Annotated in this window: 24 protein-coding genes, 2 pseudogenes and 1 riboswitch; of the genes and pseudogenes, 14 read left to right on the forward strand and 12 right to left on the reverse strand. The window is 67.9% G+C overall.

Annotation, left to right across the window (positions count from 1 at the left end):
- Nucleotide 1: 1 nt before the first annotated feature.
- The 5 genes from lnt to IE066_RS03950 form a co-directional block, all read right to left on the reverse strand.
- On the reverse strand, nt 2-2,467 hold the full coding sequence (gene lnt / locus IE066_RS03930) for an apolipoprotein N-acyltransferase (RefSeq protein ID WP_229790650.1): 2,466 nt from the start codon (nt 2,465-2,467) through the stop codon (nt 2-4).
- Nucleotides 2,425-3,102, reverse strand: coding sequence for a hypothetical protein (locus IE066_RS03935; protein ID WP_229790651.1), 678 nt, complete (start codon nt 3,100-3,102; stop codon nt 2,425-2,427). The genes lnt and IE066_RS03935 overlap by 43 nt, the downstream gene beginning before the upstream one ends.
- 20 nt (nt 3,103-3,122) lie before the next feature.
- Nucleotides 3,123-4,211, reverse strand: coding sequence for an SGNH/GDSL hydrolase family protein (locus IE066_RS03940; protein WP_189447047.1), 1,089 nt, complete (start codon nt 4,209-4,211; stop codon nt 3,123-3,125).
- Nucleotides 4,212-4,524: 313 nt separating this feature from the next.
- Complete coding sequence (locus IE066_RS03945) at nt 4,525-5,217, reverse strand: VIT1/CCC1 transporter family protein (protein WP_189447048.1); 693 nt, start codon at nt 5,215-5,217, stop codon at nt 4,525-4,527.
- A 73-nt stretch (nt 5,218-5,290) separates the two neighbouring features.
- Nucleotides 5,291-6,661 (reverse strand): MBL fold metallo-hydrolase RNA specificity domain-containing protein, encoded by a 1,371-nt coding sequence (locus IE066_RS03950; RefSeq protein ID WP_189447049.1) that lies wholly within the window; start codon nt 6,659-6,661, stop codon nt 5,291-5,293.
- A 100-nt stretch (nt 6,662-6,761) separates the two neighbouring features.
- Here IE066_RS03950 and IE066_RS03955 point away from each other — a divergent pair, with 100 nt between their 5' ends.
- Together IE066_RS03955 and IE066_RS03960 are read left to right on the forward strand one after the other, a co-directional pair.
- Nucleotides 6,762-7,757: a L,D-transpeptidase family protein gene (locus IE066_RS03955; RefSeq protein WP_189447050.1), complete on the forward strand. Its 996-nt coding sequence runs from the start codon at nt 6,762-6,764 to the stop codon at nt 7,755-7,757.
- 12 nt (nt 7,758-7,769) lie between these two features.
- Nucleotides 7,770-8,162, forward strand: a complete 393-nt coding sequence (locus tag IE066_RS03960; protein WP_189447051.1) for a hypothetical protein — start codon at nt 7,770-7,772, stop codon at nt 8,160-8,162.
- A 24-nt stretch (nt 8,163-8,186) separates the two neighbouring features.
- Here the strand turns inward: IE066_RS03960 and IE066_RS03965 are convergent, their stop codons facing one another.
- On the reverse strand, nt 8,187-8,747 hold the full coding sequence (locus IE066_RS03965; RefSeq protein ID WP_189447052.1) for a DUF1003 domain-containing protein: 561 nt from the start codon (nt 8,745-8,747) through the stop codon (nt 8,187-8,189).
- Between the two features lie 166 nt (nt 8,748-8,913).
- On the opposite strand from IE066_RS03965, the gene IE066_RS03970 reads away from it, so the two are divergent.
- Together IE066_RS03970 and IE066_RS14975 are read left to right on the forward strand one after the other, a co-directional pair.
- On the forward strand, nt 8,914-9,744 hold the full coding sequence (locus IE066_RS03970; protein WP_189447053.1) for a universal stress protein: 831 nt from the start codon (nt 8,914-8,916) through the stop codon (nt 9,742-9,744).
- 74 nt (nt 9,745-9,818) lie between these two features.
- Nucleotides 9,819-9,995 (forward strand): annotated as a pseudogene (locus IE066_RS14975) (cation-transporting P-type ATPase); the annotation flags it as partial.
- 104 nt (nt 9,996-10,099) lie between these two features.
- On the opposite strand, the pseudogene IE066_RS03980 reads toward IE066_RS14975, so the two are convergent.
- Together IE066_RS03980 and IE066_RS03985 are read right to left on the reverse strand one after the other, a co-directional pair.
- Nucleotides 10,100-10,528, reverse strand: a pseudogene (locus IE066_RS03980) (sulfite exporter TauE/SafE family protein); the annotation flags it as partial.
- 2 nt (nt 10,529-10,530) lie between these two features.
- Nucleotides 10,531-10,827, reverse strand: a complete 297-nt coding sequence (locus IE066_RS03985) for an ArsR/SmtB family transcription factor (RefSeq protein ID WP_229790652.1) — start codon at nt 10,825-10,827, stop codon at nt 10,531-10,533.
- Between the two features lie 141 nt (nt 10,828-10,968).
- On the opposite strand from IE066_RS03985, the gene IE066_RS03990 reads away from it, so the two are divergent.
- From IE066_RS03990 to IE066_RS04000, 3 genes are read left to right on the forward strand one after another with little or no spacing between them, the layout of a single operon-like run.
- Nucleotides 10,969-11,841, forward strand: a complete 873-nt coding sequence (locus tag IE066_RS03990) for an MBL fold metallo-hydrolase (RefSeq protein WP_189447055.1) — start codon at nt 10,969-10,971, stop codon at nt 11,839-11,841.
- The gene (locus IE066_RS03995; RefSeq protein WP_189447056.1) at nt 11,838-12,266 is read left to right on the forward strand and encodes a YeeE/YedE family protein; all 429 of its coding nucleotides are present in this window, start codon (nt 11,838-11,840) and stop codon (nt 12,264-12,266) included. The genes IE066_RS03990 and IE066_RS03995 overlap by 4 nt, the downstream gene beginning before the upstream one ends.
- Nucleotides 12,263-12,679: a DUF6691 family protein gene (locus IE066_RS04000; protein WP_189447057.1), complete on the forward strand. Its 417-nt coding sequence runs from the start codon at nt 12,263-12,265 to the stop codon at nt 12,677-12,679. Before IE066_RS03995 ends, IE066_RS04000 begins: the two co-directional genes overlap by 4 nt.
- A 267-nt stretch (nt 12,680-12,946) precedes the next feature.
- Here the strand turns inward: IE066_RS04000 and IE066_RS04005 are convergent, their stop codons facing one another.
- Nucleotides 12,947-13,870, reverse strand: coding sequence for an AraC family transcriptional regulator (locus tag IE066_RS04005; protein ID WP_189447058.1), 924 nt, complete (start codon nt 13,868-13,870; stop codon nt 12,947-12,949).
- Between the two features lie 83 nt (nt 13,871-13,953).
- On the opposite strand from IE066_RS04005, the gene IE066_RS04010 reads away from it, so the two are divergent.
- Nucleotides 13,954-14,916 (forward strand): oxidoreductase, encoded by a 963-nt coding sequence (locus IE066_RS04010; RefSeq protein ID WP_189447059.1) that lies wholly within the window; start codon nt 13,954-13,956, stop codon nt 14,914-14,916.
- A gap of 106 nt (nt 14,917-15,022) precedes the next feature.
- Here the strand turns inward: IE066_RS04010 and IE066_RS04015 are convergent, their stop codons facing one another.
- Nucleotides 15,023-15,478 (reverse strand): carboxymuconolactone decarboxylase family protein, encoded by a 456-nt coding sequence (locus IE066_RS04015; RefSeq protein ID WP_189447060.1) that lies wholly within the window; start codon nt 15,476-15,478, stop codon nt 15,023-15,025.
- Between the two features lie 298 nt (nt 15,479-15,776).
- Between IE066_RS04015 and sigJ the strand changes: the two genes are divergently transcribed.
- From sigJ to IE066_RS04040, 5 genes are all read left to right on the forward strand, one after another.
- Complete coding sequence (sigJ, locus tag IE066_RS04020; RefSeq protein WP_189447061.1) at nt 15,777-16,673, forward strand: RNA polymerase sigma factor SigJ; 897 nt, start codon at nt 15,777-15,779, stop codon at nt 16,671-16,673.
- 40 nt (nt 16,674-16,713) lie between these two features.
- The gene (locus IE066_RS04025; RefSeq protein ID WP_189447062.1) at nt 16,714-17,184 is read left to right on the forward strand and encodes a carboxymuconolactone decarboxylase family protein; all 471 of its coding nucleotides are present in this window, start codon (nt 16,714-16,716) and stop codon (nt 17,182-17,184) included.
- Nucleotides 17,185-17,359: 175 nt separating this feature from the next.
- Nucleotides 17,360-17,563, forward strand: a riboswitch (cobalamin riboswitch).
- 169 nt (nt 17,564-17,732) lie between these two features.
- Entirely contained in the window at nt 17,733-20,129 is a 2,397-nt protein-coding gene (locus IE066_RS04030) for a ribonucleoside-diphosphate reductase subunit alpha (protein WP_425488891.1), read from the forward strand.
- A 67-nt stretch (nt 20,130-20,196) separates the two neighbouring features.
- Complete coding sequence (locus tag IE066_RS04035; RefSeq protein ID WP_189447063.1) at nt 20,197-21,207, forward strand: ribonucleotide-diphosphate reductase subunit beta; 1,011 nt, start codon at nt 20,197-20,199, stop codon at nt 21,205-21,207.
- Entirely contained in the window at nt 21,194-21,604 is a 411-nt protein-coding gene (locus tag IE066_RS04040; protein WP_189447064.1) for an acyl-CoA thioesterase, read from the forward strand. Before IE066_RS04035 ends, IE066_RS04040 begins: the two co-directional genes overlap by 14 nt.
- Nucleotides 21,605-21,668: 64 nt before the next feature.
- Here IE066_RS04040 and IE066_RS04045 read toward each other — a convergent pair whose 3' ends face one another.
- On the reverse strand, nt 21,669-22,418 hold the full coding sequence (locus tag IE066_RS04045) for a glutaredoxin family protein (protein ID WP_189447065.1): 750 nt from the start codon (nt 22,416-22,418) through the stop codon (nt 21,669-21,671).
- Between the two features lie 62 nt (nt 22,419-22,480).
- On the opposite strand from IE066_RS04045, the gene IE066_RS04050 reads away from it, so the two are divergent.
- Nucleotides 22,481-22,879, forward strand: coding sequence for a MerR family DNA-binding protein (locus IE066_RS04050; protein WP_189447066.1), 399 nt, complete (start codon nt 22,481-22,483; stop codon nt 22,877-22,879).
- A gap of 178 nt (nt 22,880-23,057) precedes the next feature.
- Here IE066_RS04050 and IE066_RS04055 read toward each other — a convergent pair whose 3' ends face one another.
- Nucleotides 23,058-23,609 (reverse strand): GAF domain-containing protein, encoded by a 552-nt coding sequence (locus IE066_RS04055; protein ID WP_189447067.1) that lies wholly within the window; start codon nt 23,607-23,609, stop codon nt 23,058-23,060.
- Nucleotides 23,610-23,745 lie beyond the last annotated feature (136 nt).

A 23,745-nucleotide genomic window follows, 5' to 3' on the forward strand; every position in this document is an offset into this window, starting at 1 on the left:
GTCAGCCACCTAGCAGGCGCGACAGCAGCCAGAGCGGTACACCGATGAAATACAGGATGCGTGCGACGCCGAGCAGGCCGCGTCGTGCCTCGACTGCGGCGACCGGGCGGAGCAATACGACCGCAGCCGAAAGAATTTCCGCGATCGCACGCAGCCCACCGGCGATCAGCACCAGCGACACCGCCCACGACGCCCACCACAGCAGCAGCGCGCCGAGGTAGGCCTGCAGCCCGAACGTGTAGTACTCGCCGAACGTGCCGCCATAGGCGATGTGCTGGTGGAGCCGGAACGCGGGCAGGGCGGGTACCAACGGGAACAGCACGAACTTGATCAGCGGATGGTCGATGCGCCAGCCCGGCAGTGCGAGCGCGCGCTGCCACTGCAGCGAACGCGGGCCGAGCGGCGGGTCGATGACAGGCGTGATGGCGCCCGCAAGCGCCACTGCGCCGTCCGTCGCGATCGCCTGCGGCCAGGCGCCGCCCGATGCGAGCACGGGACGCATGCCCGGACGTGGCCACGGCAGGCGCCACAGCCTTGCGCCGACGAGGCTGCGCAGCGGGATCTCGATTCGTCGGCGGCGCGTGTCCATAACCAGCGCGCCCCCATCGACACGGACGCGCGCGGCTGCGAACCACGCGACGACGAACGCGGCGAGTTCCGGCACCAGCACCACCCACGCGAACTGCCGCAGCTGCGCGAGCATGCCGGCCGGATTGTCCAGGCGCGCAAGCGCCACCGCGCCGAGTGCGAGAACGCCGATGCGCGAGCAGGCCCGCAACGCGCCGACCGCGAGGCGCTGCGGCGTGCCGAGCAGCAGCGCCCGATGCACGACGGGCGTGTCGTTAGTGGGCGTCGAGGGGCGGCGTTTCCGTCGAAAGATCCCCAGCCATCGGGACACGAGAAAGGCGGCCAGCGCTGCCAGCGCGAGCGGGCCCGGCCATGTCCCCATGCGCACGGCGGGCGGCGCGGCGTGCTCGCGCAGCTGCACGTCGCCCGTCAGCACCGTCCGCTCGCCCATCCGAGAACGCGCGATGACCTCGCCGGTATCGTCGATCACCGCGCTGATGCCGTTGGTGGTCGCGCGCACCTGCGGCAGCCGCGTCTCGATGCTGCGGAAGGCGGCCACGACAAGGTGCAGCTCCGCACCGCGAGGGTGATCGGTGAACCACGCATCGTTCGACAACCCGACGATGAGACGCGCACCGAGCCGCGCACCGTCGATCGCGAGTCGCGGGTCGACGTCGTCGCGGCAGATCAGCGGCACGACCGGTATCTCGTCGTCGCCGTTGCGCAGTGGAAACACGCGTGCGCCGTCGCCCGGGCGCCAGGTGCCGGACCAGGGCAGGGCACGGCGAAGTGCGGGCGTGTCCAGCGCAGGCGGCACGTACTCCGTAAGTGGAAACAGGCGCGTCTTGCGATACGCGCCGAGCGGGCCGCGCAGCGGGTCGACGAACGCCGCAACGTTGTACTCGCCGTTGGAATCGCGCTCGTAGGTGCCGAACACCAGCGGCACGCCGGCACGCGCGGTGAACGCCACGAGTTCCGCATCGAGCGCCGCGCCGCCTGCGCTGCGCGGCTGGCGAAAGGTGGTCGGATAGACCGTTTCCGGCCATATCAGCGCGTCGACACCTTGCTCGGCGACCGCGTCGGTCGAGAGCGCGAAGTGCGTGTCCAACACGTCGCGGACGACCGCATACGCGCCGTGCTCCCGGCGTCGCTGCTCATAGTCGACGATCGAGGCCTGCACCAGGCCCACTCGCAGGCGGGGCCCGGCCGGCTCGGCGTGCAGCGACGCGATGCGCCATGCGCCGTAACCGGCGACGAGCAGAGGCAGGGCGAGGGCGACCGCGACAGGGGCCATGGCATCGCGCCCGCGGCTCCGAAGCGCAATGGCGAGTGCTTCGTTGACGGCGAGCAGGAGCAGCGTCAGCAGGCCCGCGCCGCCGAGATCGGCAAGCTGTCGCAGCTGACGGGCCGGATAAACGCCGTGGCCGAAGGTATCGCCGAACAGACGTGGCATGACCCACTCCACTGCCAGCCATGCCGCGATGGCGAGCGCGGCGCGGAGGGCCGGTGCGTATCGATGCGCGAGGCGCCTAGCGATCGCGTAGGCGAGGATCTGCGGCTGCAGCACGGGACTCGCGGCCACCAGCAGCGCGAAAGCGGCCGTCGTAGGCGTTCCGGTGTACGCGGATATCGCCGGGGCAAACCAGCCGAACGCCGCCAGCACGAACGCGGCCGACATCGCCAGTGCGGCAGCCAGCGTGCGCGCCACGGACATGTCTCGGTCCAGCGCGAGCAGCCACGGCAGGAGGGCGACGAATCCGAGCGCCCACGCACCGCGGGCGTACAGCGCCACCAGCAGCGCGCTGGCGGCGGTGGCGAGGAGGAGCAGGGCGACGCCGCGCCCACGACCGGCGTGCGTCAGGACGTGCCCCCGGCGCGTGGCGGCGGAATGCGCACCCACCGTCGCGGCATGCCCGGCGGCGCGAGTTCGGGCGGCACGACGCGGTCGGCCGGAATGGTCAGCGGACGTCCGCTCGCGTCGAGGGGTGTGACGTCGGGCGAGAACATCAGGATCGGTGCGATGCGCTGGCCGTCGTCGGTCGCCTGGAAATGGCGCACATAGCCGGGCGGCAACTCGAAGCCCTCGGGCACCTCGAGCCCGCGCAGCGGGGGGCTGGTGCCGGGGGGCTGGAACGCGCCGAGGCCGGTACGGATGCCGCGTGCCTGCAGCGCCGCGATCACCTCCGCCATGGAGGGCGCCTCGCCCGGCAGCACGTAGTCGGAAAGATCGCGGGTCGGATCCTCGCCGTCGCGCGGGGCGACGTGCGTCACGGGTGTAGCGCCGGTCGCGGTTGCGGCGCCTGCGCTCCGGTCGCCGAGAGTGGCGTCGCGCGCCGTCGGCGGCGTGCCGGGGGATGAGGCCTCGTTGTCGGCCGCGGCCCCCAGGCCCCCGGCCCGGTGCATCGTGACCCGGTAAACGGTGCCCGCCGCGATCACCGCGGCGAGCACCGCCAGCACCCAGGGCCGGACAGGGCGGCGCGGGTGTTCGACGACGCGTACGCCGTCATCGTTCCCGCGATCGCCCGGTCCGGTCATGGGAGGACTCTACGCCGGCTTCAGGGGCTCGAGGGCGTGAGCGCCGACAGCAGCCAGCCCATGCGTTCGTGGCCGAACTGGTTCCAGATCGAGTTGCGGCCGTTGGTGAACGACGTGTACCGCGCGGCGCCCGAGCCCGTGGTGCCACCGAACAGACCGGCCGTGACGGTGCCGCCGCTGTAGGTCGGATGCGTGTCGTCCGACTGGATGTAGTCGTAGCTGCTCGACGAGGACACGAAATGCGTGTTCGCGTCGCGAAGCGTCGAGCGCAGCGTCGTGGTGATGCGGGTGACGTAGCTCGATTCGCTTTCGCCGGCGACGTATCGCAGGGCCTGCGAATCGATCCTGCCGTCGCCGTTGGTGTCGTAGTCGGCGCCCATGTAGTCGGCGAAGTTGTCCACGCACTGGAAGCCCTTCTGGCGCGCGTATTCGCACATCCAGTAGTTCATGCGCGCCAGCGACGGCAGGAACTTGTCACGCATGTTGACCTTGGCGCCCGTGGTGGGGTCGTTGCAGGAGCTCTGCACGTTGTCGGCGTTGTAGCCGGGGTAGTACAGGTTGCCGACGGCCTTGAGCCGCGTGCCCGCATAGGCATTCGCGTTGATGAAATCCATCGCGCGCGCGACGTACGTCTTGCAGTTGTTCTCGGCGGTGCTCAGCACGCCGTAGTTGCACGTCCCCGTCTGGCCCTTGAAGCTCGAGCGCGCCTGCAGGCCGTCGTTGCCGCACATCTCGAAGGCGACCACGCGCGTGGAGCTGGCCTGCATGTACGACTTCTCGGCGACGATCTTGTTGTTGTAGACGTCCGAGGCCACGGCGCCGCTCTTGGTGCGGCGGACGCTCTCGACATCGGCGTTCCACAGCGCCGCGAGGTATTCGGCCTGCACGGTGGGCGCCGCATACTTGGCGGCATTGAGCGTGGAGCCGTTATAGCCGGCGAAGATCGAATCGCCGTAGGCCACGACGCGGTACTTGGTGCTGGTGCCGCTGCGATCGATCGTCCAGGAGACGTTCTGGTTGAGCGTGTTGGCGCCGGCCTGCATGGCGACGACGCCGAGTGCGAGCGCGGGAAGCAGAGTGCCCGCGAACCTGCCGATGGAGCGAGTCATGAGTGGAATCCCTTGCGAAATGTGCCGCGCGGCACCGGCCGCGCTCCGTAGTGCGACATCGCGAACGGGATCCACACGGCAAATCGGCCATTCGATCCCGGTGCCTACGCTAGCCCCGGGCGGAATGGCCGGTCAACTTCCGTTTAGAAAGTGCCTCGTGATTCTGGGCAGAGGGGAATTCCGCGCCGCAACATGCGGCGAGTCCTGTTTCGCGCCTGATGGCAAACGTCGTGGTCTGAAATATGGAAACTGGGTTTACGACGCGATCTCTGCACGGGGCACCGCACCCGGATCGTTGCGGGCGGGCGCTCGATCACGCGGTTACACCGAATAGTCGCCCTACCGCTGCACTGATCGCCATTGCCAGTGCGCCCCCGACAACCACGCGGATCGCTCCCTTCGGCACCGAGGCGCCGCCGACATAGGCGGCCAGGCCGCCAAGCGTCGTGAGGGTCGCCAGGCTCAGCCCCGTAATCCAGGCGGTAGCGGTCTCGGGCGCCAAGGTCGCCGCGAGAATCGGAAGCAGGGCTCCGGCGGCGAATGAACCTGCCGAGGCCAGCGCCGCCTGCACGGGACGAGCGCGAAGCGTCTCGGTGATACCCAATTCATCGCGTACGTGCGTCCCGATGGCGTCGTGCGCCATGAGTTGGTCGGCGACACGGGCCGCGAGTTCGGCATCTAGGCCGCGCTGTCGATAGATCTGTACGAGCTCTGCACGTTCGAATTCCGGCTGGGTCTCGAGTTCGCGCTTCTCCCGCGAGATGTCCGCGCGCTCCGTGTCCGCCTGGCTTTGGACGGAGACGTACTCGCCGGCCGCCATCGACATGGCCCCGGCGGTAAGGCCGGCAACCCCCGCGGTCAGGATTACCCCCGGGGACGCACCCGAGGCGGCGATGCCGACCATCAGGCTGGCAGTCGAAATGATGCCGTCGTTCGCGCCGAGGACGGCCGCGCGCAGCCATCCGATATGAGCGGTCCTGTGTCGTTCCGTGTGCGAGGGTGGCATTGGCGGGGTCCGGTCGATTTGCAGGATTGGAATGCCGTCAGTGAACGAGCGGCGGCCCAGTTTGACCGGCCATCTATACGGTCACGGTCTCGGCCTGGTCGGGCACGCGCGCGGCCCAGCCGAGCTCCCGCTTGATCCGTGCACGAAGCGCGTCCGCCGCCGCGGGCTCACCGTGTGTGACGAAGACCTGTTCGGGTGGTGCGGTGGAGCGCCTGAGCCAGTCGAGGATTTCCTCTGCGTCGGCATGCGCGGAGAACGACTCCAGCTGCACGACTTCTGCGCGGATTGCGACGCTTCTTCCGAACATTCGCAGCGCCCTTTGTCCATCTCGAAGCGCGGCGCCGCGCGTGCCGCCGGCCTGATAGCCGGAGAGAAGGATTGCGTTGCGCGGATCGCCAGCGAAGGCCTCGATATGGTGAAGGACCCGTCCGCCGGTCAGCATGCCGCTCGCGGAAATGATGATCATTGGCCCATGGCGCCGGTTGAGGGCTTTGGAGTCCTCGACACTCTCGACGACCTTCGCGATGCCGAAGAATTCGTCGCATTCGGCGGCGCTCAGCCGGTGCTCTCCGACATGGCGCTGATAGAGGCCTGTCGCGCTGGCGGCCATCGGGCTGTTCAGGTAAACGGGCATGCGCGGGATCGTGCCCTGCTGCTGCAGCCGCGCGAGGTGGAGCAACAGCTCCTGTGCACGTCCGACTGCAAAGGCGGGAACGATGGCGACGCCGCCGCGCGCAGCCACCCGCCTGACGACCTCCGCAATCTCGGCTTCCCCATCGATGCGTGGGTGGCTACGGTCGCCGTAGGTGGACTCGCACACCAGCACATCGCAGGGCGGAAGCGGGGCGGGCGGCGGTAGCAAGGGATCCAGCGGGCGGCCAAGATCGCCGGTGAAGTGCAGGCGGCGATCGCCGAGTCGGAGCGTTACCTGGGCTGCACCAAGGATGTGGCCCGCCGGAATGAAGCTTGCGGTGGCGCCACCCGGCAGGTTGAAAGGCTGCTCGAACGCTACCGGCTTCAGGTGCCGCAGCGCAGCGCGCGCGGCCGCCTCGTCGTAGAGCGGTTCGGGATGGGCATGCCGCGAATAGCCCTTCAAGGCGGCGAAACGCGCTTCCTCCTCGAGCAGCCTCCCGCTGTCGGGCAGAAGAAGGCCGCAAAGGTCCTTCGTGGCGCGCGTGCAATACACCGGTCCACGGAAGCCTTCGCGCACGAGCCGTGGCAGGTAGCCCGAGTGATCGAGATGCGCGTGCGTCAGTACGACCGCATCGATGGACGCCGCAGCGACGGGGAACGGCCGCCAGTTGCGTTCGCGCAGCACCTTGTAGCCCTGGAAGAGGCCGCAGTCGACGAGGATGCGGGCGCCGCCGCTTTCGATCAGGTAACGCGAGCCCGTCACCGTGCCGGTGGCACCCAGGAACTGGACCGTGGAGGCGAGTGGCGACATGAGGGGCTCCGAGTGTCGTGCCTACGTTAGATCGGGCAAGCCGATGTCGAATTGACGTGGGTCAAGTCGCGGCCCGGGGCGGGGAGCAGTATCAGTCGCCATGACCGACCGTCTTCCTCCGTTCATCCGCGCCGTCGCCTTCGCCGTTCTCGCGGCCGCCTCGGTCGTGGCTCTCGCCGTCGTGCCGGAGCGCTGGACTCCGAAGCCGGGCGAATACGTCTGGCAGCCCGCGGTGGCTCCGTCTGGCCCCTTGGTCATCGTGGTCAACCTGCCGCTGCAGCAGTTGCATGTTTATCGGAATGGCGTGCGCATAGGCGCCTCGAGCATCAGCAGCGGGAAGCCCGGCCACGAGACGCCTGTCGGCCTGTTCACCATCCTGCAGAAGGAGGCCGAGCACTACTCGAACGTGTACGACAATGCCCCGATGCCGTGGATGCAGCGGCTGACCTGGGACGGGGTCGCGCTGCATGCCGGTCGGCTGCCGGGCCATCCGGCTTCACATGGCTGCATTCGTCTACCGGATGCCTTCGCCAAGGCGCTGTTTGCTACGACGCGGGCAGGCGACGTCGTAATCGTCACCGACCAGGCCAGCCAACCGGGGATCGCGGCCAGCACTGGACTGCTCCGTGCGCTGGGCAAGGGCAGTGAGCTACCGTCCGAGGGCGATTACTGGCTGCCCGCTCAGGCGCCGGACGGCCCGGTCAGTGTCGTGGTCAGCACCTCCGACAGGCACCTGGTCGTCACCCGTGCCGGCCGTCGCATTGGACAGGCCGCGGTGACCGTCGCGCCCGGCCTCAGCATTGGTACCCATGCCTATGTCCTGCTCGAGGGGCAGGGCGAGGGCCGGAATCCCGTACTGCCCGAGCGCCCCGCCCGCCGCTGGATGGCCATCGACCTGATGAACGCAGGGGACGACGAGCGCGTGGTCCGTGCCGCCATCGAGGACGGCCGCCTTACGGTGCCCAAGGGCGTCGCCATGGAGATCGACGCGCTTCTGCGTCCTGGCGCGACGGTCGTCCTTACCGACGAACCGATCGGCGACGACGTCCAGCGCCAGCAGATCGACGTCGAAACGGTGGTACCACCTGCATCCTAGCCGGAGGCTCCCGTGAGCGAACTCGCAATGCGTGCGGTGGCCGTCTGGACGGGGATACTCGTGCTCGCATTCGCCAACGGGACTCTGCGCGAGACGGTGCTGGTCCGCGCTCTAGGCAAACGGACCGCGTTCGCGATCAGCGGCCTGCTCCTCACCGGTGTCGTACTGGCCGTCGCTTGTCTCGCTGTCCCTTGGATCGATATCCGTACGGGCGTCCAGGCGATCGGCGTAGGGGTCGGTTGGGTCTTGATGACGATCGCGTTCGAGTGCGGCCTGGGCCGCGCCCGGCGTAGGTCATGGGCCGAGATCTTCAATGCGTACCGCTTTCACGACGGCAATCTGTGGCCGCTGGTGCTGCTCGCGACAGCATGCGGTCCCGCTATCGGCCTCGCGCTGCGCTACTGACCGGTGGGCATGGCGTGCGCCTCGTCACTCGCGAGGCCCGGCGCCGAGGCGCTCGACGAGCGCCTCGACCAACCTGATCTGATCGCTCTGCTTCTCGATCAGGAGCTGAAGCTGCTCGGTGCGCAATGCATCGAGCTTGTCGTGCAGCGCCATGATTTCCATCTCGGCCTTCAGGTTGACCGCGTAGTCATGGGCGGCATCGAGTCGATCCTTAGCCGCTTGCCGGTTCTGGCTCATCATGATCACGGGCGCCTGCACGGCCGCGAGCATGGACAGCAGCAGGTTGAGGAAGATGAAAGGGTAGGGATCGAAGGGGTGGCGAAGGACGCTGACGTTGAGCAGCGCCCATGCGGCCAGGCCGCCACTGAACAGCGCAATGAAGGTCCAGGAGCCGCCAAATCGCGCGACCCGATCGGCGAGGCGCTCGCCGAGCGTCAGGCTTTCCGAAAACGCAGCGTTGGTATCCGAGCTCAGCACCCGACGCGCGGCCGCTCGTGCAACGGCGCTGCGTTGCGCGTCATCAAGGTCCGCGTAGTCGCGTCCGAACCAGTGGCGGGCCGCCTGCTCGTGGTGTTCGCTGGTCATGTGGGTTCAGCCGATCAGGTCGCTGCAGGCAGGGTAATGCAGTGCGCCAACCCGGGAGCTCCTCGGTGAATCGCCGTTTGTCTGCAGCGTTCGCAAGATTGATCCAGGTCAAGGCCGGATGCCGGCCGCATGGCAACGTGACGTTGTCACCACCGGGAGTGCAGCCATGCAGGACGTTCTGATCCGAGCCCAAACGCTGGCGCGTTGGGACGAAAGTGTCGAAACCGCTGCTCGTATCGCGGCGTCGTTCCGGGGAAACCTTACGGGTCTTCACGTCGTGCCGCTCGGACTGCCGCCGGTGACGCCCTATGACCCCGGCCTGCTGGCCGCCGCAGCCGCTCTGGAGGCGCGCAGGCAGGTCCAAGAAGCCGAAGGGTATGCGGATCGGTTCCGTGCGTGGGCGCTCCAGATGGGCGCGGCCAATCCCGTATGGCTGGCCTCCACGGGGGACGCCGCAGCGGCCCTGGAATACGTCGCGGGTTGGCACGACCTGCTGGTGACCCGCCTGGACGAGGGCGACGACGACCCGTCGGCCAATGCCAGTGGTGTCGGGCGCATCGTGGTGACGACACGCCTGCCGACGCTCGTACTGCCGGCGGCGTGCGGCGTTGAGGAAGACTTCCCGACGGTCGCCGTTGCCTGGAACGACTCCCCGGGTGCAGCCCGGGCCATTCACGCCGCGCGCCCCTTTCTCCAGCGAGCCGAGCGAGTTGTGGTCCTGTCCGGATGCCGGCAAACGCCGCAGTTGCGGCCGGCCTTCCGTCTGCAGGATTGGCTGCAGCGACACGTACCGAATGCGGAGGTGGTCGATCTGGGCGATATCGGGGACGGCGGGAGCCAGACCGGTGCGCGACTGCTGGATGCGGCGGATAGGGAAAACGCCAACCTGCTGGTCATGGGCGCGTACGGCCACAGCCGATTCTCGGAGTGGGTTCTCGGCGGTGTCACCCGGCACGTCCTGCAGTGCACGAATCGGCCGGTGCTGATGCGCCACTGATCCGCAGCCCTCGGCGCGCTTGCCGTCTTCGACGCACATGGCGATCCCGCTGCTCCCGACCTCGGCGTGACGACGTGCCTGCACAGGCGAGCTCCGACCCTTATTCGCCGCATGGAGGCCTTTCTTCGGAACAGGCCGCGCAGCGGCTGATCACCGACGGACCCAACCGGGTCGAGAGTGATGCATCGATGCCGTTTGTCACGGCGCTTAGGGCCGCAGTGCGCGAGCCCATGGTGCTGCTCCTGATCGGCGCCGTCGCGCTCTACTTCGCGCTTGGGGAACCCACCGAGGCCGCGGTTCTTGCGGTGTCGGTGCTGGCCGTCATCGCGCTCGGTATGTTCCAGACCTATCGTGCGGAGCCCGAGCCCAGCAGCTTCGGTGCATTGCCGCGGTTGAGCACCACCGTCGGATCGCCCTCGCGCCCGCGCGAGCGGAACATCAGCCCGGCGACCACGAGCATCAGCAGCGCGAACAACGCCAGCAGTTTCTGCCCGTCCATCGACTTGCCGAGCAGCGCACCGGACCACGCGCCCACGACACCGGCCGTGGCGAAGGTCGCCGCGCAGCGCCACTTCACGTTGCGCTTGCGGGCATGCGTCGTGAGCCCGATCAGTGCATTGGCCGCGACCGCGAGCGCGCTGGTGCCGATCGCGACGTGCGGGTCGTGCACCCCGACCAGATAGACCATCAGCGGCACGGCGAGGATCGAGCCGCCGCCGCCGACCAGCCCGAGGGTGAAGCCGACCGCGCTGCCGGCCAGCACACCGAGCAGGATCTGCAGCAGGCTCACCGGTCGACCTCCTGGCTGCCGCAGTAGGCGGCGTACAGCGCGTCGAGCACGCTGGCGGCCGGCCCTTCGGCGAGCGAATAGAAGATGGTCTGCGCCTCGCGTCGCGTTTCCACCAGCGCCATGTCGCGCAGCACGGCGAGGTGCTGCGAGAGCGCCGACATGCTGAGGCCGGTGATCGGCTGCAGCTCGCCCACGGACGCCTCGCCCTCCACCAGCTGGCACAGCACCAGCAGCCGTGCTGGATGGGCAAGCGCCCTCAGCAGTGCGGCCGCTTCGTCGGCATGACGCGACATTTCCTCGGGCGAGGGGAGGATGCGGGCGCTGGACTCTTTCGCTGAACGAGGCATGGCGGCAGTATTTTAGCTATTGCTTGACAAGGGGTAGTGACGAACGTACTTTAGGTGCGCCTAAAGTACCCGGCAAGGGATAGCGGCATGAACCCGAACGTCGAAAGCTTCTATGACCCGGCTACGTTCACCCTTAGCTACGTCGTCTACGACCGCGACGGTGGACGCGCCGCCATCGTCGACCCCGTCCTCGACTTCGATCCGGCGTCGGCGCGCACATCGACGGTGTCCGCCGACCGCGTCCTCGGCTTCATACGCGGGCACGGTCTCACCGTCGACTGGATCCTCGAGACCCACGCGCATGCCGATCACCTCACCGCGGCGGCGTACCTCAAGCGCGAAACCGGCGCGAAGGTCGCGATCGGCCGTGGCATCACGCAGGTGCAGGCGCGCTTCAAGGCGCTGTTCGGCCTGGAGCCGGAATTCGCGACCGACGGCCGCCAGTTCGATCGCCTTTTCGCCGACGGTGACACCTTCGCGGTTGGCGCGCTCGAGGCTCGCGTCGTCGCTACGCCCGGGCACACGGATGACAGCCTGACCTACGTCATCGGCGATGCGGCCTTCGTAGGCGACACGGTGTTCGCACCGGAAACCGGCACCGCGCGCGCGGACTTCCCGGGAGGTGATGCTCGCAAGCTCTACCACTCGATCCGTCGCCTGTTCGATCTGCCGGCCTATACACGCCTGTTCCTCTGCCACGACTATCCGCCGGCCGAACGGCAGGCGCGCGCGCAAAGCTCGCTCGATGAGCAGCGCCGGCGCAACGTGCACGTTGGCGGCGATGCCGACGAGGAAGCCTTCGTGCAGATGAGGACGGCCCGCGACGCGACCCTGCCCGCGCCGAAACTCATCCTGCCCGCGCTGCAGGTCAACATCCGCGCCGGCGAGCTGCCGCCTCCCGACGCCAACGGCATCCGCTACCTGCGCTTGCCGATCGACCAGCTCGGAGGTTCGAAGTGACCGCGACGTGGCTCCTCGCCGTGACCGGGGGTGTGCTGATCGGTCTATCGGCCACGCTGTTGCTCTGGCTCAACGGTCGCGTGGCCGGCGTCAGCGGCATCCTCAACGGCGTGCTCTTACCGCACGGCGGCGACGTGGCGTGGCGAACGACGTTCCTGCTCGGCCTGATCGTCGCCGCGGGGCTGTACATGGCGCTGGTGCCAGGCGCGCCGCAGCCGCGCATGGACTTCCCTCGCGCGGGACTCGTCGTGGCCGGCGTGCTGGTCGGCTTCGGTACGCGCATGGCCAACGGCTGCACCAGCGGACACGGCGTCTGCGGCATCGGTCGGCTGTCGGTGCGGTCGCTCGCCGCCGTGGTCACGTTCATGGCCACCGCGATCGCGACCACATCCGTGGTTCGTCACGTCATCGGGGGCCCAGTATGAAGAAGCTTTCGCTCGCCGCGCTCGCCTCCGGCGCGCTGTTCGGCACCGGCCTGGCGATGTCGGGCATGACCGATCCACGCCGCGTGCTCGGCTTCCTCGACCTGTTCGGCGATTTCGATCCCACGCTCATGTTCGTGCTCGGCGGTGCCGTCGCCACCACGATGCTGCTGTTTCGCTTCGTGCTGCGTCGAGGCAGCCCAGTGCTCGCCGACACCTTCCATCTGTCGACGTTGAAGGGCGTCGACCGACGCCTGCTCGGCGGTGCGGCGATCTTCGGCATCGGTTGGGGCATCGCCGGTTACTGCCCGGGGCCCGCCCTGGCGGGCCTCGGCGTCGGCTCGATCGAAGCGCTGTGGTTCGTGCCGGCGCTGCTCGCGGGGCTGCTGCTGCATCGGCTCGTCAACCGCGCCTGATCGTGCAGCGTCCGCGTGGCACGCGCCGGCGTCGCTGGAGCGCGTGCCATCGATCGTCGAGCTTGCGCGATGCGATGACGGCCTCGACGGCAGACTGCCGCCCGTCCGCCGCAGAGGAATGCACTGGCGCGTCCGGCGCGCTGTTGCTCGGCGTCGGCACCGCGATGGTGCGTCCGGCCCGTCAACGTCGTTCGGCGACGTGGCGCGGCCGGACTGGCGCGGCGGGCAGTCGCATGCACAGGGCGCGCGCCGCGTGGCCGAGCTTTGCTAGGCGGTCCGCCCGCGGGCGGACCGGTAGCGTCCAGGGGATATCCCGTGGACTCGTCGAAAGGCCGCGCCGAATGCGCTGTCGGAGAGGAAGCCCAGCTCCTGTGCTACGGCGGAGACGCTGCGGTGTCCGTCCAGCACCCGGCGAGCGGCGATCCGCATGCGCCAGACGGCGGCATATTCGATAGGCGGCCTTCCGATGCGGGCTTTGAAGCGTTCCGCGAAGCCGGCCCGCGATAGCCCTGCCACCGCCGCCAGTTCCGACAGGCGCCAGGAGCGCGTCGGATCCGCGTGGATCACCCTCAGTGCCGCCGCGACCGGACGATCGTTCAGGCCTGCCAGCCAGCCCAATGCATCTGACGGCGCCTGCGATAGGTGGGCCCGCAGGGCGTGTATGAACATGAGCCGCAAAAGGTCGTCGCAAGCCGCGCGCGCCCCCGGCCGATCGTCCCGCCATTCGCGGTCGAGCTGACCTAGCAACCAGGCCATGGGCGCGGCACCGGCGTCGGCACGGATCACCAGAGCCGGCGGCAACAGGCATACGAGGTCGCCAGAGTCGGCGTGAGACAACGCCACGCTGCCCCCGAGCAGGGAAACATCCTCCCCGTCGCCATAGTGGGCGGACAAGCCGGTGGCCCCGAATACCTCGGCCGCGTCCACGGGTGGGATGCCGGGCGCGCTGGACAGAACGAACGGCTTGCCCACGACGATGAAGCAGTCGCCCGCATGCACGTGTATCGGCGCTTCGCCTTGGGGCGTCAGCCAGCAGTGGCCGTGGCGCACGGCGTTGAACTTCAGGGCGGTGGGATTGAAGCGCAGCGCCCAATTGCCCCCCGCCACGAGTCGCACGCTGCACGCCGCGTTGAAGCCTGCGGCACGGAGGACCTCGGAGAGCGGGTCGACCGGCGCATCCTGGATGATCACGACAGAATTCCCGATGTTTGAGGCTGTCTCGTCCAGCCAGCGTAGCGGATCCTGTAAGCCTTACCACCGCAGGGACCGACAGAATGACCAGCCGTCAGCAGCCGATCGGCACCGGTTTCTCCGCAGCAAGCACGGCAGAGGAGGTCATGGCCGGCATCGACCTGTCCGGGCGTCGGGCCGTCGTTACCGGCGGATATTCCGGGATCGGCCTGGTCACTGCCCGCGCCCTCGCGGAGGCGGGTGCCACCGTAATCGTCCCGGCTCGTGACCGCCGGCGCGCGGAGGCCGCCCTTGCCGGGACGGCCGGGATCGAAGTGGAGGACATGGACCTGACGGATCCCGCGTCCATCGCTGCCTTCGCCCGCCGGCTGCGCCAGCGCGCCGTCCCGGTTTCGATCCTGATCAACAGTGCCGGCGTCATGGCCACGCCTCTGTTCCGCGACGCACAGGGCCACGAGGGACAGTTCGCCACCAACCACCTGGGGCATTACCGCCTGACCTGCGGTCTCTGGCCTCTCCTCACCGAAGAGGGCGCCCGTGTCGTCGCCGTGTCGTCCCGCGGGCATCAGATCGCCGGCGTCGACTTTGACGACATCGACTTCCTGACGCGCAGCTACGACAAGTGGACCGCCTACGGGCAGTCCAAGACGGCGAATGCGCTCTTCGCCCTCGGGCTCGACCGACGCGGCGCTGCGCATGGTGTAAGGGCGTTCTCCCTGCATCCCGGTCAGATCCTCACCGACCTCGCCCGGCACCTTTCTGCCGAGGAAATCGCCGGCTTCGGCGCACTCGACGCGGAAGGTCGGCCGATCGTCGACCCCTCCCGCGGGATGAAGACTGTCGAGCAGGGCGCGGCGACGGGCCTTTGGTGCGCGACGAGTCCGGCGCTCCGTGGGTCGGGCGGCGTGTATTGCGAGGACTGCGACATTGCCCCGGTCAACACGGGCGAACTGGGTCGGCGGGGCGTTGCGCGCTGGGCTTGCGACGCAGGGCTCGCCGAGCGGCTGTGGTCGGTGTCCGAAACGCTGACGGGGCTGGGTGTCTGATTCGAATCGCCGCTTGTAGGTGCAGGCGAAGCGCATTGCTGTCCGACACGATCGCAACTGCGCATCGGTTGTCCGACGGTCCGCGCCGAAGGCGGCGATCGAGTGTCTACGCGTCAGCCCTCGCGCGCGGCTTCAACCGGAAACCGATGCCCAACCGGTTGATCGCGTTCATCGCCGCGATGGTCAGCGTCAGATCGACCAGGTCCTTTTCCGAGAAAACCGCCGCCGCTGCAGCGTAGGCCTCGTCCGACGCGTGCGTCTCACTGACCCGGGTCACCTCTTCGGCCCACGCGAGCGCGGCGCGCTCCTGCGCCGAGAACAGGTATTCCGCCTCAGGCCAGACGGGCACCAGGACCACGGTGTCGACCGACATTCCTTCCTTGATGACGTCGCGCGTGTGGATGTCGATGCAATGGGCGCAGCCATTGATCTGGGAGACCCGCAGGAACACCAGGTGGATCAGCCTGGCGGGCAACGCGGTGCCCGTCGTAACGAAGTGATGTAGGGCCCCGATCGCCTTGGCACCCTCGGGGGAGACAGCAAACCAGTTGGCGCGTTTCATGCAGTGCATCCTGTTCGGAGAAGTCGCTGAGCCAGCAGGTTGCTGACCCTTCGATCCGCTGGACGCGCCAGCAGGCCGGCTCGTGACAGCGGAGCGGCGAGCGGAGGAGGCGGGCGGGTGTCGGTCGAGTGGGCGACCGAAGCTGTGCAGCGCGCCTGAGTAGGCCGCCGTTGATGGCCGCTCTCCGCGCCTCTAACGCCGCGTCCCGGAGCACCGATCGTCATCGGTTCCCGTGCGGGTCGGCGGGCGGTCACACTTCGCCATGCCGCCGCGTCCTGGTTGGATCAAGGAGAACACCATGGACCTTCTCACCGACGTCTTCCAAGGCCACCGCGCCCGACTTTTCGGCATCGCGTACCGGATGCTGGGCACGCCAGCGGATGCCGAGGATGTTGTGCACGACGCCTGGCTGCGCCTTCAGGCGCACGGTCTGGACGGCCTTGACGACCCGGAGGCATGGCTGGTCACGGTGACCACCCGCCTATCGCTGGACCGCCTCAGGCGCGCCAAGGCGGAGCGGGCGCAGTACGTCGGGCCGTGGCTGCCTGAGCCGCTCGCGCCCGAGACCGATCAGCCCGACCTTGCCCATGAACGGGACGAGAGCCTGAGGCTGTCGTTCCTGCTGCTCCTGGAGCGGCTTGGCCCCGAAGAGCGGGCCGCCTTTCTGCTGCACGACGTCTTCGAGTACAGCCACAGCGAGGCCGCGACGATACTCGGCATCGGCGAGGATGCCTGCCGGCAGCGCGCCCATCGGGCGAGACTCCGGATGCGCGAGTCGCGGCCTCGCTTCGACGTCGACGCCAGCGCGCACCGCCGCCTGCTGAATCGATTCGTCGAAGCCCTGGCGCAGCCGTCCCTTGAAACCCTCCGCGCCCTGTTCGCCGAGGTCGCCGTCCACATCAGCGACGGGGGTGGCGTGGTCCGCGCTTCGCTGCACCCGCTGCATGGCGCCGATCGCCTGGCGCGCTTGTACCTCCAGATCGGACGGCACCTCTCGCCGACGACGCGACACGAGTTTGGCAGCCTCAACGGGCTTCCAGCGGTCTTCTGGGTTGAAGATGCGATCGTTACGGGTGCGATGTGGATCGATACGGATGGCGAGCAGATCACCGCGATCCACGCGATTCGTCACCCCGGCAAACTCGCGAGGCTCAAGCCGGTCACGAATCGCGTGCCGGCTACGTCCTTGGAGTGAAGGCGGCCCGCCGGGCTGCCGTAGCCAGGGAAACCACGCCATGAACCGCTTTGCCGTACCCCGCCATTACTCCGCGATGCAGCCGCTGATCGACCTCAGCGAGCGCATCCACCGGTCCGCGCGACTCGACCCCGCCTTGATCGAGCTCGTGCTGATGCGGGTTTCGCAGATCAACGGCTGCGCGTTCTGCCTGGACATGCACAGCAAGGATGCGCGGTCGAGAGGCGAATCCGAGCAGCGCCTTTATCTGCTTCCGGCGTGGCGCGAAACCCGCCTCTACAGCGAGCCGGAACAGGTGGCGTTGGCGTGGGCGGAGGAGCTGACGCGGCTCGCATCGCCGGACGCCGTCAGCGACGAGCTGTACGAGCAGGCGAAACGGCACTTCGACGACGACGCGCTCGTAGACCTGACGCTGCTGGTCGTCGCGATCAACGGGTGGAACCGGATCAACATAGCGGCCCGCACGATTGGCGGCAGCTACCGTCCCGCAGCGCGTTCAAACGCAGCCTAGTGGCTCCCCGATCGGCCGCGACCATCCACGCCTGACCGAAGCGCGCTCGCCGCGGCCGGCACCGAGGACTCGTGCCGATGACCCGTCCGCTTCCAACGCGGGGCGGACGGCTACGCCGGAGTCATCGCGTCTGGCCGAGCACGAAATATCGGGTTGACGCTCGGCCAGTCGCACAATATGTTGTGCCCGTCGAAGGTGCCGTGCCCGCCCGGGCCGGCTTAAAAGGGAACCCGGTGGAAATCCGGGACTGCCCCGCAGCGGTAAGTGGAAACGACCCGCGTCATTGGCACTGGCCCGAGCGGCTGGGAAGCGACGCGCAGTAGGTGGGCGAACGCCCGGGTCCGCGAGTCCGAAGACCTGCCTCGTCCGGTGGCCTTGCGCCGCCGTTGGCCAGGCGTCCTCGTGGGAGGGACGGGTCGGTCCGCGGGCGTCGTCCGCTGCCGTCCGTCTTCGTGCGTCGATGCCGGCTCGCCCGAGGGGGCGGGGGCCGGCGCAGGACGACGCGTGCGCCGCTTTCGCTTCCTCTCCACCACGCCGGAGAGGAATCAATGACGACCGATACATGCAGCACAACACCCGGGCTGGCTACGGATGCCGCGGCGCCGGGCTTCACGCTCACCCCGCCGCACGCGCCCGGGACCATGACAGTGACCAAGCGCGACGGCCGCCGAGAGCCGGTCGACGTCGCGAAGATCGTGCGCGCCGTGCAGCGCTGCAGCGGCGGACTCGACGACATCGACCCGATGCGGGTCGCACTGAAGACCATCGGTGGCATCTTCGACGGTGCGACCACGCGCGAGCTCGACGAACTCTCGATCCACACGGCTGCCGCGTTCACCGCCGAGGAGCCGCAGTATTCGCGCCTGGCCGCACGTCTGCTCTCGGCCTATATCGACAAGGAGGTGGCCGGGACCGGCGTGCACTCCTTCTCGCAGTCGATCCTGCTCGGCCACGATCTCGGGCTGATCAACGACCGCGTGCGCGACGCGGTGGAGGCCAACGCACGCAAGTTCAACGACGCGATCGATGCGACGAACACGCAGCGCTTCGAGTACTTCGGCCTGCGGACGCTGTACGACCGATACCTGCTCAGGCACCCGCACACACGTCGCGTCATCGAGACCCCGCAGCACTTCTTCATGCGAATCGCGGTGGCGTTGTCCGGGGATCCCGCCGGTGTCCTGCAGCTCTACCGGCTGATGGCTGCGCTGGATTACATCCCGAGTTCCCCGACGCTGTTCAATTCCGGCACGCGGCATGAACAGCTTTCCTCGTGCTTCCTGCTCGATTCGCCGCAGGACTCGCTGACCGACATCTACGCCCGCTACGGTGACGTCGCGCAGCTCTCGAAGTTCTCGGGGGGTATCGGCCAGGCCTACCATCGCATCCGCTCACGTGGCTCGCTGATCCGCTCCACCAACGGTCGCAGCAACGGCATCGTGCCGTGGCTGAAGACGCTCGACGCCTCCGTTGCCGCCGTGAACCAGGGCGGCAAGCGCAAGGGCGCGGCGTGCATCTACCTCGAGACATGGCATGCCGACATCGAGGAATTCCTAGAACTGCGCGACAACACCGGCGACGAGATGCGCCGCACGCACAACCTCAACCTCGCCAACTGGATCCCGGACCTCTTCATGAAGCGGGTCGAGACCGATGGCGACTGGTCGCTGTTCGACCCCAAGGCGGTGCCCGAGCTGCCCGATCTGTGGGGGGATGCCTTCGAGTGCGCCTACGTGCAGGCCGAGCAGAAGGGCCTCGCGGTGCGCACGGTCAAGGCGCGCGAGCTCTACGCGCGGATGATGAAGGTGCTCGGCGAGACCGGGAACGGATGGATGACATTCAAGGATGCGTCCAACCGTACCTGCAACCAGGTCGGGCCCGGCCGCACGGTCCACCTGTCGAACCTGTGCACGGAGATCCTCGAGGTCACCAGCACCGACGAAACCGCCGTCTGCAATCTCGGTTCGATCAACCTCGCGCAACACGTGGGCGAGGGTGGCTTCGACTTCGACAAGCTCGCCGAGACCGTGCAGGTCGCGGTGCGCCAGCTCGACCGGGTCATCGACCTCAACTTCTATCCGATCGAATCCGCGCGTCGATCGAACCTGCGCTGGCGGCCGGTCGGGCTCGGCGTGATGGGCCTGCAGGACGTGTTGTTCAAGCTGCGGCTGCCGTTCGACTCGGCCGACGCCCTCGCGCTGTCGACGCGGATTGCGGAGACCGTCTACCTTCATGCGGTGGAGGCCTCCTGCGACTTGGCCGAGCAGCACGGCGCGCATCCCTCGTTCGCCGAAACGCGCGCGGCGAAGGGCGAGCTGCAATTCGATCTGTGGGGTGTGACGCCCACTCAGCCCGTGGCGTGGAACGCGCTCAAGGCACGCATCGCGCAGCACGGCCTGCGCAACTCGCTGCTGGTCGCAATCGCGCCGACCGCCACCATCGCGTCCATCGCCGGCTGCTACGAATGCATCGAGCCGCAGGTGTCGAACCTTTTCAAGCGCGAGACGCTGTCGGGCGACTTCGTGCAGGTGAACCGCTATCTGGTCGACGAGCTCAAGTCACTGGGTCTCTGGACGCAGGAGGTACGAGACGCGATCAAGGTCGCCGAGGGCTCCATCCAGGCGATCGAGTCCATTCCGCAGGAACTGCGCGCCGTCTATCGAACCGCGTGGGAGCTGCCACAGAAGGCGCTGATCGACCTTGCGGCATCGCGGGGCGCGTACATCGACCAGTCGCAGTCGCTGAACCTCTTCATGGAAAGCCCGAACATCGGGCGGCTTTCCTCCATGTACATGTACGCCTGGAAGTCCGGACTGAAGACGACGTACTACCTGCGCTCGCGGCCCGCGACCCGCATCGCCAAGGCGACCGTATCCGCTGCCTCACCCCGGACCGCCGTTGCCTGCTCGCTGGAAAACCCCGAGGCCTGTGAGGCCTGCCAATAACCCCACAGCTCATCGCGGGCGCCGATGGCGCCCGCGATCCGGCCCTCGCTTTCAGGAAACCCACCGAATGTCCGCCGCGCGCCTCCTCGACCCCGGCTTTGAGCTCACCCTGCGTCCCATGCGCTACCCGATCTTCTACGACATGTATCGCGACGCGATCCGCAATACATGGACGGTAGAAGAGATCGACTTCGGCATCGACATCAATGACCTGCAGGACAAGCTCACACCGGCCGACCGCCACCTGATCGAGCGCCTCGTCGCCTTCTTCGCGACCGGCGACTCGATCGTCGCCAACAATCTGGTGCTCAACCTCTATCAGCACGTCAACGCGCCCGAAGCACGCATGTACCTGTCGCGTCAGCTCTACGAAGAAGCGCTGCATGTGCAGTTCTACCTGACACTGCTGGACGCCTACGTGCCCGACATGGAGCGGCGAGCGGCCGCTTTCGCGGCGGTCGGGAACATTCCTTCAATCCGGTCCAAGGCCGATTTCTGCTTTCGGTGGATCGACTCAATCCAGCAGGTGAGGCGACTCGAGACGCGCGACGACCGGCGTGCGTTCCTGTTGAATCTCATCTGTTTCGCGTGCTGCATCGAAGGCCTGTTCTTCTTCGCCGCGTTCGCCTACGTGTGGTTCCTGCGCTCGCGTGGCCTGCTGCCCGGCCTGGCCGCAGGCACGAACTGGGTATTCCGCGACGAGTCGGGCCACATGGCGTTCGCGCTTGAAGTCATCGGTACCGTACGCAGGGAAGAGCCGGGACTCTTCGACGGAGCAATGGAGCGTGAGGTGCGGACGATGCTGCGCGAGGCGGTGGAGGTCGAAGCGGCGTTTGCCCATGACGTGCTCTCAGGCGGCGTGAACGGCTTGTCCCCTCGCGAAATGCGGGAGTACCTGCAGTACGTCGCCGACCTTCGGCTAGCCGCCCTCGGGCTGCAGCCGGAATTCGGCAGCCGCAACCCGTTCGCATTCCTCGAGCTGCAGGACGTGCAGGAGCTCACCAACTTCTTCGAGCGTCGCGTGTCCGCCTACCAGGTGGGGATCAACGGGGAAGTCGCCTTCGATGACGCGTTTTGACCCGCCGCGCGAGGCGCGGCTGTGGGAGATCGTGTTTCCCGACCACACCAACCACCTGGGCACGCTGTTCGGCGGCCAGGCGCTGGCGTGGATGGACAAGGCGGCGTTCGTGGCCGCCACGCGCTACGCCAAGCGCACCACGGTGGTGACCGCGCGCTCGGAGCAGGTCGATTTCCACGTGCCGGTGCGGCAGGGACAGCTGGTCGAGCTGGTGGCGCGCGTGGTCGACGTGGGTCGCAGCTCGATGCGCGTGGAGGTCGAGCTCAATACGGAAGACCCGCAGGCCGCCACGCGGCACCTGTGCACGCGCGGGCACTTCCCGATGATCGCGCTGGATTCCAGCGGGCGCCCGGCGCCGGTCGAGCCGTTCAAGGAGCGCGTACCCACCGACGTGTGATGACCGTGCCGGCTTGCAGCCTCCCGCTGTCCGCCAGTTGCCGACAGCGGACATGCACCTCCTCTCAAGGCATCCTGGCCAGCATCCAAAGCGCCATGCCGACCATCATCAGATTCTCCGCAAGCGAGACCGGGCCGAGGGGGACACGGCTGTCGCCCCCGACGCAGGCGCACTTGATGTCGCGCTTGTCGATGTACACCGCTTTGACGACCGACACTGCACCGATGCCGCCGATGGCGAGAGCGATCGGGATGGACACCGCGTGGGCCACGCCCGCGACCATCAACACACCGGCTGCAGCCTCCGCGAAGGGGTAGAGATAGGAATAGGGCACCCAGCGCTGCGCGAGCAGGTCGTAACCCAGGAACACGCTGGAGAAGCGCTCGACGTCCTGTAGCTTGAGCAGGGCGAGAACGCACATCGACAATCCGATGAACCACTCGAGCGCACGGGCCGTGAGCGGCGTGCCGTAGGCCGACTGACTGACCGCCAACGCCATCAATGCGGTCATTGCGAACACGGCGACCACCGGCCGGTAGCTGGTCGCCTTCGGATCGCGCACGCGTTTCCCGAAGTGGCGGCGCAGGTCGTCGTAGCCACCGATACGCACACCATCGATGAAGGTCTGCGGCGTCGTGGCCACGCCGTGCTCGGCCTTGAAGGCGTCCACGGCCTCGCGCGTGGTCAACCAGTGGTCGTCGACTGTGAAGCCCTGACGGCGGAGCAGGTCGAGCGCCTTGAGTCCGAAGGGGCATGTATGGGTGGGCATCACCATCCGGTGGAGGGTGGCGCGTCGGCCGCTTGCGATAGTCATGGGAGGGCTCCGTTGCGGGACGGGCACAGGCTAAAGTCCGTACCACGGTACGGAGTCAAGCGATGCGCGACATGACGATCGCGGGCCTGGCGCGCGAGGGCGGCGTCGGGGTGGAGACGGTGCGCTATTACCAGCGGCGCGGGCTGCTGGAGGTGCCAGGGCGCGGGCTGGACTCCGGCGTGCGGCGCTATGGTGCGGAGGACGTGCGGCGCCTGCGCTTCATCCGCTCCGCCCAGGCCGCGGGCTTCACCCTCGACGAGATCGCGGAGCTCATCCGCATGGACGCGGCCGAGGACCGGGAGCCCGCGCGCGCACTCGCACAGTCCCGCATCGATGCCCTGGACGCGAAGATCGCCGACCTCACGCGTGCGCGCGATGGCCTCCAGCGCCTAGCGCGCCGCTGCGGCGAGAAGCACGCAGGGCCGTGTCCGATCCTCTCGGCGTTCGAGCCCGACGTCTGAGCCAAGCAGTATCGAACGCTGCGTCATGTTGCAAAGCGGACATCAGCGCCCCGAATGCAGATCAGCAGTTCGCGTGACCCATGCCGTCAACGCCCTTGGAGTCGCCGGGCCACGCATGATCGGCTCTGGGATTGCATCCGCCCGATAAGGCCGGGTCGGTGCCGGGCCACGACGCGCTCTACGTCCCGGAGCTAGGCAGCAGCTGAAACAGCTCTTTCGCGACAGTATCCATGTCGCTCACCGACAGCAGCGTGGACATCTCGCTTTGCAGGCAATCGGCGAGGTCACGCAGCAGCATCATCTGCTCCGGAGCCAATCGGCGGGGCACCCGGTCGATGATGCACAGCGCGCCGACGGCTAGCTCGCCCGGGATGCGAATGGGGCAGCCCGCGTAGTAGCGCACGTAGGGTTCGCCAACGACGAGCGGATTGTCGGCAAAGCGCGAATCGAGTGTTGCGTCCTGAACCTCGAAAATCCGCGGCTCGTGGATCGCGTGGCCGCAGAACGAAATGGCACGCGCGGTACCTTGTGAGGCCAGCCCTTCGCACCCTCGGAACCACTGGTCGGACGGCCCGAGGATGCTTACCGCCGCGATCGGCGCCTGAAATACCTTTGCCGCGATCCGGGCGTAGCGCTGGCAGCGCTCATCACGCTCGAAGCCGATGAGGCCCATGCGGCCCATGGCTGCAATGCGCGCGGTTTCGTTGGAGGGGAGTTCGGGCCGGTCCATGGTCGTCTCGGGGTGCAAATACGTCGTAACGGCGCGGCGCAAGGAAAATGTAGAAAACGGTGGCGTACCGGTTCTGGAACACAACGGACTGCCTGCCCGCACTTCAGCCTGACCATGTTCAGCCGATAACTGCAAA

This window comes from Cognatilysobacter xinjiangensis (assembly GCF_014651995.1).
Classification (GTDB): Bacteria; Pseudomonadota; Gammaproteobacteria; order Xanthomonadales; family Xanthomonadaceae; genus Cognatilysobacter; species Cognatilysobacter xinjiangensis.